9 protein-coding genes are annotated in these 14,188 nt (G+C 73.0%); all 9 read left to right on the forward strand.

The genetic code is table 11. The features are described 5' to 3' along the window. Window positions 1–123 precede the first annotated feature (123 nt). The 9 genes from ACYVD5_RS11820 (at window position 124) to bar (ending at window position 13,970) form a co-directional block, all read left to right on the forward strand. The gene (locus ACYVD5_RS11820) at window positions 124–831 is read left to right on the forward strand and encodes a (2Fe-2S)-binding protein (protein ID WP_461001035.1); all 708 of its coding nucleotides are present in this window, start codon (window positions 124–126) and stop codon (window positions 829–831) included. Continuing rightward, window positions 828–3,344, forward strand: coding sequence for an aerobic carbon-monoxide dehydrogenase large subunit (gene cutA / locus ACYVD5_RS11825; protein WP_461001036.1), 2,517 nt, complete (start codon window positions 828–830; stop codon window positions 3,342–3,344). The genes ACYVD5_RS11820 and cutA overlap by 4 nt, the downstream gene beginning before the upstream one ends. Continuing rightward, on the forward strand, window positions 3,341–4,024 hold the full coding sequence (locus tag ACYVD5_RS11830) for an SRPBCC family protein (RefSeq protein WP_461001037.1): 684 nt from the start codon (window positions 3,341–3,343) through the stop codon (window positions 4,022–4,024). The genes cutA and ACYVD5_RS11830 overlap by 4 nt, the downstream gene beginning before the upstream one ends. A gap of 365 nt (window positions 4,025–4,389) precedes the next feature. Further along, complete coding sequence (locus ACYVD5_RS11835; protein WP_461001038.1) at window positions 4,390–4,983, forward strand: GTP-binding protein; 594 nt, start codon at window positions 4,390–4,392, stop codon at window positions 4,981–4,983. A 221-nt stretch (window positions 4,984–5,204) separates the two neighbouring features. Next, window positions 5,205–7,520: an accessory Sec system translocase SecA2 gene (gene secA2 / locus ACYVD5_RS11840; protein WP_461001039.1), complete on the forward strand. Its 2,316-nt coding sequence runs from the start codon at window positions 5,205–5,207 to the stop codon at window positions 7,518–7,520. Between the two features lie 241 nt (window positions 7,521–7,761). Continuing rightward, a complete protein-coding gene (locus ACYVD5_RS11845; RefSeq protein ID WP_461001040.1) occupies window positions 7,762–9,930 on the forward strand; it encodes a hydantoinase/oxoprolinase family protein in 2,169 nt (722 codons plus the stop codon). Then, window positions 9,927–11,801, forward strand: coding sequence for a hydantoinase B/oxoprolinase family protein (locus ACYVD5_RS11850; RefSeq protein ID WP_461001041.1), 1,875 nt, complete (start codon window positions 9,927–9,929; stop codon window positions 11,799–11,801). The genes ACYVD5_RS11845 and ACYVD5_RS11850 overlap by 4 nt, the downstream gene beginning before the upstream one ends. Next, window positions 11,798–12,739, forward strand: coding sequence for a carbamate kinase (locus tag ACYVD5_RS11855; RefSeq protein WP_461001042.1), 942 nt, complete (start codon window positions 11,798–11,800; stop codon window positions 12,737–12,739). The genes ACYVD5_RS11850 and ACYVD5_RS11855 overlap by 4 nt, the downstream gene beginning before the upstream one ends. Before the next feature lie 121 nt (window positions 12,740–12,860). Then, complete coding sequence (bar, locus tag ACYVD5_RS11860; protein ID WP_461001043.1) at window positions 12,861–13,970, forward strand: barbiturase; 1,110 nt, start codon at window positions 12,861–12,863, stop codon at window positions 13,968–13,970. Window positions 13,971–14,188: the final 218 nt, after the last annotated feature.

A 14,188-nucleotide genomic window follows, 5' to 3' on the forward strand; every position in this document is an offset into this window, starting at 1 on the left:
CACCAAGGACGCCGCAGGTAAGGACGCAGCGGGCAAGGACACCGACGCGGCGGCCGCAGCACCCGCGGCGGCCGCGCCGGCCGCGCGGCCCGCCGCCCCCGACACCTTCAGCGGAGCGAGCACATGACCGAGCACAGCACCGGCCCGGACAGCGGGCACGGCACCGGCAGCGGAGAGCTGCACCGCGTCCGGCTGCGCGTCAACGGGATACGGCACACCGTCCGGGTGCCCGTACGCCGCCTGCTCTCGGACTGCCTGCGCCACGACCTGGGCCTCACCGGCACCCATGTCGGTTGCGAGCAGGGGGTCTGCGGCGCCTGCACCGTACTGGCCGATTCCCAGCCGGTGCGGTCCTGTCTGATGCTGGCGGTCAGCGCCGCCGAGTACACCGACATCACCACCGCCGAAGGGCTGGCCGGGCCCAGCGGCGCCCCGCACCCGGTCCAGCGGGCCTTCACCGAGTGCCACGCGCTGCAGTGCGGGTTCTGCACCCCGGGGTTTCTCACCCTTGTCGCGGCCTACGTGCGCGACCATCCCGACCCCACCGAGGACGACGCCCGCGAGGCGGTCACCGGCAACCTGTGCCGCTGCACCGGCTACCAGAACATCGTCGCCGCCGTGCTGCGCACCGCGGAGATCGCCCGCGAGCAAGCCCGCAAGGCCGACGGGTCCGACGCGCTCGGCGAGCACAGCGAACACAGCGCATCCGGCGCAGCGCCCGGCGTGCCCGGCGCGCGCCGCCCCGCTGAGGACGACACGCCGACCGGCACCTCCGGCGCACCCGCACCGCCACCGCCCGGTGCCGGCCCGAGCAGCGGAGGCCGCCCGTGAACACCCGCATGTTCGGAGCGCCCGTCCAGCGCAGCGAAGACGCCCGCCTAGTGGCCGGCCGCGGCGCCTTCCTGGACGATCTGGGCGGCGGCGCCTGCGCGGCCGCATTCGTACGCAGTCCGCACGCCCGTGCCCGCATCCGCGGTATCGACGCCGCCGATGCCGTGGACGTCGACGGGATCATCGCGATCTACACCCACGAGGATCTGGCCGGCGCGATGGCCGAGCCGCTGCCGCTGCTGATACCCCACCCCGCCATCATCGACGGACGCACCCCCTATGCGCTGGCCCGCGAGCACGTGCACCACGTCGGCGAGCCGGTCGCCATGGTGGTGGCCGCCGACCGCTACGCCGCAGAGGACGCCGCGGCCCGCATCCGGGTGGACTACGAGGTGGGCGCGGCCGTGGTCGGCATCGACGCCGCCGTCGCCGCCGAGCGGACCGTGCACGAGGGCATGGCCGACAACGTCGCCGCCAGCCTCGTCCAAGAGGTGGGCGATGCCCCCGCCGCCATCGCGGCCGCCCCCAACACCCTGGAACTCGAATTGGACATCGAGCGCTCCGCCGCCACCCCGCTGGAGGGGCGCGGGGTCTACGCGCGCTGGGAGCCGGACACCAGCGCCACCGGTACCGACGGCGGCCGGCTGCGCGTCTACAGCTCCACCCAGACCGCAACCGGAGTGCGCGCCGCTGTGGCCGCCAAACTGGAGCTGGCGCTGGGCCAGGTCGAGGTGGTGGTGCCCGATGTCGGCGGCGGATTCGGCGTGAAGATCGTGCACCCCTGGCCCGAGGAGGTCATGGTGCCCTGGGCCGCGCGCCGGCTGGGCCGCGAGGTCAAGTGGGTCGAGGACCGCCGCGAACACTTTGTCGCCGCCGCCCACGAACGCGCCCAGCGCCAGCGGGTTCGCGTCGGCTTCGACGACAGCGGGCGGCTGCTCGGGCTCGACACCGACATCCTGCACGACAACGGCGCCTACCTGCCCTACGGCGTCATCGTGCCGATCGTGACCTCCACCCAGCTGCTGGGGCCCTACAAACCCGGCGCCTACCGGGTGGAGTTCCGCAGCCTGTACACCACCACCGCCATCGTCACCCCCTACCGCGGTGCCGGCCGCCCGCAAGGCGTCTTCGCGATGGAGCGCACCATGGACGCCATCGCCGACCACCTGGGCCTGGACCGGCTGCAGGTGCGCGCGGCCAACGTCATCACACCCGCCGAGATGCCCTACGACCAGGGCCTGCTGTTCCAGGACGGCCGACCGCTGATCTACGACTCCGGCGACTACCCGCGGATGCTGGAGATGATCGGCGACCTGGTCGACTGGCCCGGTTTCGCCGGCCTGCGCGAACGGGCCCGCCGCGAGGGGCGGCGCGTGGGCATCGGCGTTGCCTGCTATGTCGAGGGCACGGGCCCCGGCCCCTACGAGGGCGGCCACGTGCAGGTCGAGACCAGCGGCAAGGTGCGGGTGGCCACCGGGCTGACCAGTCAGGGCCAGGGGCACGGCACGGTGCTCGCCCAGATCGTCGCCGACGAGCTGGACATCCCGCTCGCCGACGTCGAGGTGACCACCGGCGACACCCGGCGCATGGGTTACTCGGTGGGCACCTTCGCCTCGCGCGGCGCGGTCACCAGCGGCAGCGCGGTCGCGCTGGCGGCCCGCCGGGTCCGGGAGAAGGCGCTGCGCATCGCCGCCGATGCGCTGGAGGCCGACCCCGGCGACCTGGAGTGCCGCCAGGGGCGCATCCAGGTCAAGGGCAGCCCCGCCCACGGCGTCGAGCTGGGCACGGCCGCGGTGCTGGCCAACCCGCTGCGCTACGCCTTCGACGCCGCCTCGGCCGCCGCGACCCAGTTCGGCGCCGCCGCCGGCCACGACCGGCCGCCGGTGGCCGAGGGCGAGGCGCCCGGGCTGGAGAGCACCGACTACCACTCGCCGCTGCGCTGCACCTTCGCCAACGGGGCGCACGCCGCGATCGTCGAGACCGACCCCGATACCGCCGAGATCCGCATTCTGCGCTACTGCGTCGTGCACGACTGCGGCAACCTCGTCAACCCGCGCATTGTCGAGGGCCAGGTGCACGGCGGCGTCGCCCAGGGCGTGGCCGGCGCACTGTACGAGCGCATGGCCTACGACTCCGACGGGCAGCTGCTCAACGCCTCGCTGATGGACTTCCTGATGCCCTATGCCAGCGAGGTCCCCGCGATCGAGATCGCGCACATGCAGACGCCCAGCCCGCTCAACCCGCTGGGGGTCAAGGGCGCCGGCGAGGCGGGGGTGATCCCCGCATCGGCCGTGCTGGCGGCGGCGGTCGAGGACGCCGAGGGTTTCCGGGTGGACCGGATGCCGATCTCGCCGGCCGAGCTGTTCGAGCTGCGCCGCCGCCACGCGGCCGGCGATGTCCCCGCGGTGCCCCCGCGGCCCGCGCCGGCGCAGGCCCGGTCCGCCGGTGCCGCGGCGGCCGACCCGTCCGACCCGTCCGCCGAGACCGCCGCGACCGCGAGGGAGCACCGTTGAGGATCACCGGCAGCGCAACACTTCAGGCGCCCGCGGAGCGGGTGTGGGAGCGGATGCTCGACCCCGGCTGCCTCGCCCGGGCCATCCCCGGTTGCGAGCGGTTGGAGCAGACCGGCCCCAACGAGTACCGCGGCACGGTCAGCGCGGGGGTCGGTTCGATCAAGGGGACCTTCGAGGGCGATGTGCGGCTCTGCGACCTGCGCCCCGCCGAGTCGCTGACCATGCACGCGCGGGGTGCGGGCGCCCCCGGCACGGTCACCGCCGAGATCGGGGTGCGCCTGGCCGACCTGGGAGACGGCCGCACCGAGCTGTCCTACGACGCCGATGCGGTCGTGGGCGGCATGGTCGGCGGGGTGGGCCAGCGGATGCTGACCGGTGTCGCCAAGAAGATGGCCGGGGAGTTCCTGGGGCGTATCGACGCGGAGGTCTCCGGACGTTCCGAGGCCGGAGCGGTCGAGGCGGCGCTCGGGGAAGCGGCGGTACCGGGGGAGCAGGGCGCCGCAGCGGTGTCCGGCGCCGCACCGGCACCGCTACCGGGCACGGGCGCCCCCGCCGCCCCCGCTGCCGCCGCTGCGGGCGGTGCGTGCGTGCGGACGTTCATGCGCGGCGCGGTGTTCGGCGCCGCGGCGGCGCTGGCGGGTGTGCTCGCGGGCGCCTGGGCGGGGCGCCGCGCGCGCTGAATCGCCCGCACAGCGGGCATTGCGTACGTCACCCTGCCCGGATGCCGCGCATCCGCGGGTAGGTTCGGGCATGCGGCGTCCTGTACGTGCCTACGCACGGTCTACGCACGAGCTACGCGTTTGCCAAACTGTCGGTTATATGGGGATTACGGACTTCTTGCGGGCCACTGTCGCTCTCTCGTGACCTCCTTCCTTTGTCATGCGGTCACCGGACCGCTTCGCGCGGTGCTAGGTTCACTCCGTGGTGTCCGTGAGCCGCTGCCAGGACCCGCATCTTCCGTAGCCGCAGGGGTTTTCGCATTGTCCGGCATCGAGTGCGACGAAATGCCCCGCTTTGGCCAAGCGTCGTGAGGGAGTCGAGCAACGTGAGCGAAGCACCGCAACTCTCAACGAAGATCGTCGTCGCCGGCGGGTTCGGCGTCGGTAAGACGACCTTCGTGGATGCGGTCTCGGAGATCCCGCCGGTCCGCACCGAGGCCGCCGTCACCGCCGCCAGCGCCGGCATCGACGACCTGTCCCACACCCCCGACAAGAAGACCACCACCGTCGCCATGGACTTCGGCCGCATCTCGCTGGAGACCGACCTGGTGCTGTACCTGTTCGGCACCCCCGGCCAGCAGCGGTTCTGGTTCATGTGGGACGACATCGTGGCGGGCGCGCTGGGCGCCGTCATCCTCGCCGACACCAGACGCCTGGAGGACTCCTTCCAGGCGCTGGACTACTTCGAGAAGCAGTGCCGGCTGCCGTTCCTCATTGCGCTGAACTCCTTTGAGGGCGAACCCGGTTACACGACCGAGGAACTGCGCGACGCACTGGACCTCGGCCCCGATGTCCCCATCGTCCGCTGCGACGCCCGCGACCGGAACTCGGTCGTCGAAGTCCTCGCCACCCTCGTGCGCCACGCCATGGCCGTCGAAGCCGCCCAGCGTGCCGGTCGGCGCGGCGAGCTCGTGCGCTGAGTGTTTCCCGGCCGCCCGGCTGCGGCCGGCCCGCTTCGGGGCCGGCGCCGGGCCGGCCGGGTTGCCATCCGGAGCCGAGCCGGTCCGCGCCGCCGCCCGGCCGCGTCTTCCCGGCACAGGGCCGCACACGGCCGCGGCGTAGCGCGGGCACACATATCCGGCCCCGCCGGATGGAACGCACAGGGCTTTCGCGGCGTTACCCTTGCGTGGTGTTCGGACGAATGGCTGAAAGCGTCCGCCGGGTGCTGGGCAAGCCCGGCGCGGTGGACTTGCGGCCCTATACCAAGCTTCTGGAATCCATCGAGGCCCGCGAGGCCGATCTGCGCGAACTCAGCGATGCCGAGCTGACCGAGAAGGCCACCGACCTCGGCAACGCCGATCTGCCCTACGAGCGGCGCGACCTGATCGAACTGTGCGCCGTAGGCCGCGAGGCCGCGCGCCGCACACTCGACGAACGCCCCTACGACGTGCAGCTGCTCGGGGTCATGGCGCTGCTCGACGGCCACATCGCCGAGATGGCCACCGGCGAGGGCAAGACCCTCGCCGGCGTCCTGGCGGCGGCCGGGTTCGCACTGCGCGGGCAGCGCGTGCACGTGCTCAGCGTCAACGACTACCTGGCCCGCCGCGACGCCGAATGGATGGCGCCCCTCTACGACATGCTCGGCGTCGCCGTGTCCTGGATCGGCGAGGAATCCACGCGCGACGAGCGCCGCGCGGCCTACTCCGCCGACGTCACCTATGCCTCGGTCAGCGAACTCGGCTTCGACGTGCTGCGCGACCGCATGGTCACCGACCTCGACGACCGGGTCGTGCCCGAACCCGCCATCGCGCTGATCGACGAGGCCGACTCCGTCCTGGTCGACGAGGCCCGGGTGCCGCTGGTCCTGGCGGGTGCCGCCGAAACCAGCGACGCCGACGCCGAGATGGCCGAGCTCGTCCGCAAGCTCACCCCCGACACCGACTACGAGATCGATCCCGAAGGCCGCAACGTCCAGCTCACCGACGCAGGCATCGACAAGGTCGAACACGAGCTCGGCGGCACCGACCTCTACGACGAGGACGACACCTCGGTGCTGCCGCGGGTGAACCTGGCCCTGCACGCCCACGTGCTGCTGCAGCGCGACGTGCACTACGTCGTGCGCGACGGCGAGGTCCGGCTGATCAACGAGTCCCGCGGCCGCATCGCGCTGCTGCAGCGCTGGCCCGATGGCCTGCAGGCCGCGGTCGAGGCCAAGGAGAAGGTCGCCGTCTCCGACACCGGCGAGGTCCTCGACTCCATCACCGTGCAGTCGCTGGTGCTGCGCTACCCCACGCGCTGCGGCATGACCGGTACCGCCATGGCGGTCGCCGAACAGCTGCGCGAGTTCTACGAGCTCGAAGTCGCCGTCGTTCCGCCGAACAAGCCCTGTGTCCGCGAGGACGAAGGCACCCGCCTCTACGCCACGCGCGAGGAAAAAGAGGACGCCCTCGCCGAGGAGATCGCCGAGGTCCACGCCACCGGCCGGCCCATCCTCATCGGCACCCAGGACGTCGCCGAGTCCGAACTGCTCGCCAAGCGGCTGGCAGAGGACGGGCTGGAGTGCGTCGTCCTCAACGCCAAGAACGACGCCGACGAGGCCTCCATCATCGCCGAGGCCGGCACGTACGGCGCCATCACCGTCTCCACCCAGATGGCGGGGCGCGGCACCGACATCCGGCTGGGCGGCAGCGACATGGCCGACCGCGACCGGGTGGTCGAAAAGGGCGGCCTCTACGTCATGGGCTACGGCCGCTACCCCAGCAGCAGGCTCGACGACCAGCTGCGCGGGCGCGCGGGCCGCCAGGGCGACCCCGGAGCCTCGGTCTACTTCGTCTCGGTCGAAGACGACCTGGTGGCCAACAACGCCCCCGAAACCCGCGGCTACGAGGCCGAAGGCGACGGTGCGATCACCGACACCAGTTGGCTGCGCATGGTCGACCACGCCCAGCGGGTCTCCGAAGGCCAGCTGCTTGAGGTCCACCGCAACACCTGGCGCTACAACAAGCTGATCGACGTGCAGCGCAGTGTCGTACTCGAACACCGCGAGGCGGTGCTGACCGACGACCTCGGCGACCGCCAGCTCAAGCACGACTGCCCCGAGCACCACGCCGACCTCGTCGAAGACGCGGGCGCCGACGAAACCGCGCGGGCGGCACGGCTGATCACGCTCTACCACCTCGACCGCGGCTGGACCGACCACAACGCGTTCCTGGCCGAGCTGCGCGAAGGCATCCACCTGCGCTTCCTGGGCCGCCGCGACCCGCTGGACGAGTTCAACAGCGACGCCGTGCCCGCGTTCAAGGGCTTCCTCGACGGAGCCCGCGCCCGCGCCGCCGAAACGTTCACCGACGCCGAACCCGATAAGGACGGCAACATCGACGTGGCCGGCATCGGGGTCAAGCGGCCCACGATGACCTGGACCTACATGGTCCACGACCACCCGTTCTCCTCGGCGCTGGAAACCGTGGTCGGCAAGTTCAAGGGCAACCTGAACCGCTCGCGCGAGGCGGCGTCCTAGCGTCCCGATACACCGATGGTCATGCGGAAATGCCGCAGCCCTGCCGCTGAGACGGGCATTTCCGCATGATCGTCGGCCCCTGGGCATTAGTACCGCCCAGGAACCAATGAACCACCCCGATTGTTGGCAGTTTTTGCCGATTAACCGCACCCGCGCGGCCAGTTGAATCCCTAGTGCGGCACCGCGCCCCGCGGGGGCGGCCGCCGCGGCGAGTCTTCGGCCGGCACGCGGGGGCGGGTGAATGGCAGAGCAGCGCAACGTCCGGATCGGTATCGACACCGGCGGCACCTTCACCGACGTCGCCGCGCTCGACGAGGACACCGGCGCGCTGCTGGCCACCAAACTCCCCTCCACCCCCGCCGATCCTGCCGCGGCCTTCATGGGCGCCCTCGCCGCAGCCCTGGACCTGCTCGGGCCCGGCACCCGCATCGGCGCGCTGTCCCACGGCACGACCGTGGCCACGAACCTGCTGCTGGAAGGCAAGGCCGGCGGGCTCGGGTTCATCACCACCGAGGGCTACGAGTCCCTCCTGGAAATCGCCCGCCAGGCCGTGCCCGACGGCTACGGCAACTCCTACTTCTGGGTGAAGCCCGCGCGGATCGCCCCCGCGCACCTCGTGCGCACGGTCGGCGGCCGCCTCGACCACACCGGCGCCGAACTCCGGCCGCTCGACGAAGAGCAGGCCGCCCGCGCCGCCCGCTGGTTCCGCGACCGCGGGATCGACACCATCGGCGTCTGCCTGCTGCACTCCTACGCCGACCCCGGCCACGAGCGGCGGCTCCGCGAGATCCTGCGCGCCGAGCACCCCGGCGCGACCGTTTCCATCAGCTCCGACGTGCTGCGCGAGTACCGCGAGTACGAACGTGCCATGACCACCCTGGTCGACGCCGCGGTCAAGCCGGGCGTCACCCGCTACATCGGCGGCATCGCCGCGCGCCTGGCGGAAACCGGGCGGCCCGAGCAGCCCGAGCAGCCCGGCCTTCCCGGTCTCGGCGCCGGCCCGCCGTTCCACGTCATGAAGTCCAACGGCGGTGTGCTCTCCGCCGCCGAGGTCGTCCACCAGCCCGTCAGCACCGTGATGTCGGGCCCGGCCGCCGGTGCGCTGGGCGCGGCGCTGCTGGCCGGGCGCGCCGGCCACGACCGCGTGCTGACCCTGGACGGCGGCGGTACCTCCACAGACGTGTCGGTGGTACTCGGCGGCGAACCCGGGCTGACCACCGAAGGTTCCATCGGCGGATTCCCGGCCAAAATCCCGATGATCGACGTCGTCACCGTCGGCGCCGGCGGCGGCTCCATCGCCCGGATCGCCCCGGAGGGCACACTCAAGGTCGGCCCCGCCTCGGCCGGCGCCGACCCCGGCCCGATGTGCTACGGCACCGGCGGGAGCCAACCCACCGTCACCGACGCCCACGCGCTGCTCGGCCGGATCCCGCCGTACCTGCTCGGCGGCGCGATGCCGCTGGACACCGCCGCCGCGCAGGCCGGGCTGGCCGAACTCGGCGCGAGGCTGGGCCTGGACACCGCTGCTGCGGCCGAAGGCATCCTGCGCATCTCGGCGTGGAACCAGGCCAACGCGCTGCGCCAAATCACCGTGCAGCGCGGCCTGGACGTCCGCGACTTCCACCTGGCGGCCTTCGGCGGCTCCGGGGCGCTGCTGCTGTGCCCGCTGATCGACATCCTCGGCCTCGCGGGCGGGTTCGTGCCGCCCGACCCCGCCAACGTCTCGGCGTTCGGGCTGCTCAGCGTGGACGTGCGCAACGACTACGTCCGCACCCGGGTCGCCCGCCACAGCGAACTCGACCCCGAACGCACCGAGGCCGTGTTCGCCGAACTCGCCGATGCGGCCGCGGCCGCCCTGCGCGCCGAGGGGTTCGCCGGCGAGGGCGGCCCCGGCGGGGTCGGCGGCGTGCGCCTGGAACGCAGCGCAGATCTGCGCTACTTCGGCCAAGCCTACGAGGTCCGGGTTCCGGTGCCCGGCGCCGTCGCCGACACCGCGGCGGCCGACGCCGTCGCCGCGGCCTTCCACGCCGCCCACCGCGACCTCTACGGCTACGACCTGCGCCACGACCCCCGCCAGCAGGTCGAGTGGGTCAACCTGCGGGTGACCGGAACCGGGCGCATCCGCCGGCCCGAACCCCGCCCCCTGCCCGCGCCCGGCACGGGCGCCGCCGCCCGCGACGCGCGCACCGGCGTGCGCGGCGTCCGCTTCGACGGCCACCTGTACCCGCACACCCCGCTCTACCGGCGCGGCGCCCTCGCACCCGGGCAGGCGGTCACCGGGCCCGCCGTGATCGAGGAGTTCGGCGCCACCCTGCCGCTGCACCCCGGCTTCACCGCCCGCGTGGACCCCACCGGCGGGATCGCCGTCACCGCCGATTCGGCACCCGCAGGAACGGAGGCCCCGGAGTGACCGGACCCGACAGCACCGAGCCCCCCGCCGACCCCGTGCTCGCCGAGATCGTCGAAGGCACCCTGGCATCGGTGGAAAAGGAGGTCGAGACCGCGATCGCACGCACCTCCCGCTCGCCGATGATCCGCGACGCCCACGACTTCCGCGCCGGCATCCACGACCGGCGCCTGCGCAAGCTCACCGGCCGCTCCTACTCCGCCCTGGTGCACCCCGTGGCGCGCGACTTCCCGCTGGAGACCATGCGGCCCGGCGACGTGTTCTTCCACAACGACGTCTACGAGTCCGAAGGCGGTATCGGCCACCTGCCCGACCTGTGCGTGACCGTGCCCGTCTTCTGCGACGACGGCGCAGGGGCGCAGGTGGTGGCGTTCGTGCAGGCGTTCGGCCACCACGACGACATCGGCGGCGCCTGCCCAGGATCCATGCCGCCGGCCGCCACCTCGGTGTTCGAGGAAGGCCTGATGGTGCCGCCCATCAAACTGCGGGACCAGGGCGAGCCCAACCGCGCGGCCCTGCGCATCATGGTGCGCAACTCCCGCACCCCCGACTCCCTGGCCGCCGACCTCGACGCCGAATGCTCGGCCTGCCTGATGGGCGCGCGCCGGCTCGCCGAGCTGTTCGACCGCTACGGCCGCACCGCCGTCGAACGGTGCTTCGACGCCGTGCTGGCGGCCACCACCGAGACCTACCGGCGCGAGGTCCTCGCCAAGATCCCCGACGGCACCTACGTGTGGGAGGACTACGCCGAGCACGACGGCGTCGACGAGCCGCGGCTGCACCGCCAGCGCATCACCCTCACCAAGGTGCCCGACCGGCTGATCATCGACTTCGCCGGCACCTCGCCGCAGGCCAAGGGCCCCATCAACCACTGCGGCGACCGCGCCGACGGCAACTTCCTGAAGAAGTGGCTGGCGCCCATCCTGCGTAACCTCGCCGATACCCCCGAACGGATGGCCCAGCTCGACGTCAACGAAGGCGTCGTCCCGCTGATCGAGATGCGCTTCCCCGAGAAGGGCACCCTGCTCACACCGGTCTTTCCGGCGCCCACCAACGCCCGGACCTTCGTCATCCTGCGGCTGCTGGGCGTGCTCGCAGGTGTGCTGGCCAAAGCGGTCGACGGCAACATGCCCGCCGACCAGGAGACCATCCGCTACACCGGCGTGTTCGGCACCGGCGCCGACGGCGCCCCCTACCTGATGCGCGAGGTGCTGGGCGGCGGCTCCGGCGGGCGGTACTACGCCGACGGCGAGGACACCATCCACGTCGTGCCGGACTCCCGCAACCTGCCCACCGAGTTCACCGAGTCGCGGTTCCCCTTCATCGTCGAACGGCTCGGCCTGGCCGCGGACTCCGGCGGCGCCGGCCGGTTCCGCGGCGGCCTGGGCTACGAAAAGCACATCCGGATGCTGCGCGACGCGTCGTTCATGTCGATCGCCGACCGCTCTATCCTGTCCTGCTGGGGTGTCAACGGCGGCCGCGCCGGGGCGCCCTTCGCGGTGGCGATCGACCCGGGCGGCCCCGCCGAGCGCCACCTCGGCGGGCTGGTGGCGGCCGAGCCCGTGCGGGCGGGCGAGGTCATCCGCATCCGCACCACCGGCGGCGGAGGCTGGGGAGACCCGCTGGAGCGCGATATCGCGGCGGTGCTCGCCGACGTGCGCTGCGGGAAGGTGTCCCGGCGGGCCGCCCGCAACGACTACGGCGTCTGCGTTGAGGGCCCCGGCGACGCGCCCACCGCCGATCCGGCCGCCGCCGAGCGGCTGCGCGCCGAGCTGCGCAGTGCACGGCCCGCCGACCCGCCCTTCTTCGACCGCGGACCCGGATACGCGCTCCTGGCAGGGGGCGCGGCCGGCGCGGAGGTCGATTACCGGTGAGCGCCCCGCGAGCCGTGATCGCCCTGGGCGGCAACGCCATGACCGCCCCCGACGGCAGTGCACACCCCGACGACCAGCGCAGCGCCCTGGCCGCGGCGATGGAGCACGTCGCCGACCTGGCCGCCGCCGGCACCGAGGTCGTGCTCACCCACGGAAACGGCCCGCAGGTCGGCAACCTGCTGGTGAAGAACGAGCTCGCCGCCGGTGTGGTCCCGCCGGTGCCGCTGGACTGGTGCGGCGCACAGACCCAGGCCACCATCGGGTTCACCATCGCCGACGCGCTGGAGGCCGCGCTGGCCCGGCGCGGGCACCCGCGCCCCGTCAGCACCGTGGTCACCCGGACCCTGGTCGATGCCGCCGACCCGGCCTTCGAGCGGCCGGCCAAACCCGTCGGCCGCTACCTGCCCGAGCACGAGGCGGCGCGCTTCTCCGCCCTGGGCCAGACCTGGGCCGGCTTCGGCGAGCGCGGATGGCGCCGGGTGGTGCCCTCGCCCCTGCCGGTGGAGATCCTGGACATCCCCGCTGTGCTCGCCCTGCTCGAAGCGGGTGTGGTGCCGGTGGCCGCGGGCGGCGGGGGAGTGCCGGTGGTGCGCGGCAGCGGCGGCGCGGTGCACGGTGTCGAGGCGGTGCTGGACAAGGACCGCACGGCCGCGCTGTTGGCCAGGGCGGTGGCGGCCGACCGGCTGCTGATCGCTACCGACGTGCCCGCCGCAGTGCTGGGTTACGGCACCGGCGAGCAGCGGCCCATCGGTCGGATCACGGCCGCCGAGCTGCGCGGCCACCTCTACCGCGGGTGCTTTGCCGAAGGGAGCATGGGGCCCAAGGTCGAGGCGGCGGTGGGTTTCGTCGAGGCGGGCGGCCGGCGCGCGGCCATCACCGGCCTCGACGGTGTCGCGGCCGGATTGGCGGGGCGCGCGGGTACGGTCGTCGAACCATGACAGGGGCGGCGCGGCCGAACGGGGCGGTGGCGGGCCGGCCCGCCCGGCGCGGATCCGCCGCCGCGGCACGGCCCGGACCCGGACACCCGATGGCACGACCCGAGAAGGAGAGGTGGCCCAGATGCCCACACCCGTCGAGGTGCACAAGGTGGCGATCGAGAGCGTCACGGACGCGTCCGGGCTGGCCCGGCTGATCGACGGCGGCGTGTTCGGCGCCGACGATGTGCTGGCCGTGGTCGGCAAGACCGAAGGCAACGGGGGTGTCAACGACTACACCCGGATCCTCGCCGACCGCGCCTTCCGCGACGTCCTGCTCGCAAAAGGCGCACGCGGCGCGGACGAGGTGCGGCGCGTCCCGCTGGTGTGGTCGGGCGGAACCGACGGTGTGCTGTCGCCGCACGCCACCGTCTTCGCCCGCGCACCAGAGGGGCGCTACGCACCCGTCGGCGAACCGCGGCTGGTCGTGGGCATCGCCATGAGCGAGGAGATCCTGCCGGAGGACATCGGGCGCCCGGCCATGGTGCGCAAGGTCGCCGCGGGTGTGCGGGCGGCGATGGGCGATGCGGGCATCACCGAGGCGGCCGACGTCCACTACGTGCAGACCAAGACACCGCTACTGGTGTTGGACACGATCAACGCCGCCAAGGCGCGGGGCCGCGGCGTCGTCACCGAGGACACGCTGAAGTCGATGGACATCTCCAACTCCACGACCGCGCTGGGCGTCGCCACCGCGCTGGGTGAGATCGAGGAGCCGGCCGCCGAGCAGATCCACGCCGACCTGGGGCTGTACTCGTCGGTGGCCTCGTGCTCCTCGGGGGTGGAACTGGACCGCGCCCAGATCGTGGTGGTCGGCAACGCGCGCGGCGTGGGCGGCAGGTTCCGGGCCGGGCACGGGGTGATGGCCGACGCGCTGGACGCCGACGGCATCTGGGCGGCGATCCGCTCGGCAGGGCTGGACCTGCCCGAGCGCCCCCGCGCCGCCGACCTCGATGACCGCCTGGTCAACGTGTTCCTCAAGTGCGAAGCCGACCCTTCGGGGCGCGTACGCGGGCGGCGCAACATCATGCTGGACGACTCCGATGTGCACTGGCACCGTCAGATCAAGGCCACAGTCGGCGGTGTCGCGGCCGCCGCAACCGGCGATCCCGCGGTGTTCGTGTCGGTGGCGGCGGTCCACCAGGGGCCCTCGGGCGGCGGTACCGCGGCGGCGGTGGTCGACCTCGGGCGGTGAGGCCGCGGAGCAGGGGCGCGGGCGCGGGGACGGCTGCAGCGCGGGGACGGTAGGGCGCGGCGGCGCGCAGTGGTGGCGGGGTGTGGCTCCGGAGGGATCCCGCCGAGTCTTGTGGCTCGCATGCAATTGCATGACGTGGACGGTAAAGTTCGGTACATCCAAGGGCGAAGCCCAACCTCAGGGCATGCCCGTCCTGCGGTATGGGCGAAAAGCCGGAA

This window comes from Streptomonospora sediminis, from assembly GCF_054778995.1.

What these genes read in the sequence shown, in the direction of transcription:
- ACYVD5_RS11820 (WP_461001035.1), top strand. Translation starts at nt 124, where the DNA reads ATGACCGAGCACAGCACCGGCCCGGACAGCGGGCACGGCACCGGCAGC.
- secA2 (WP_461001039.1), top strand. Translation starts at nt 5,205, where the DNA reads ATGGCTGAAAGCGTCCGCCGGGTGCTGGGCAAGCCCGGCGCGGTGGAC.
- ACYVD5_RS11845 (WP_461001040.1), top strand. Translation starts at nt 7,762, where the DNA reads ATGGCAGAGCAGCGCAACGTCCGGATCGGTATCGACACCGGCGGCACC.
- bar (WP_461001043.1), top strand. Translation starts at nt 12,861, where the DNA reads ATGCCCACACCCGTCGAGGTGCACAAGGTGGCGATCGAGAGCGTCACG.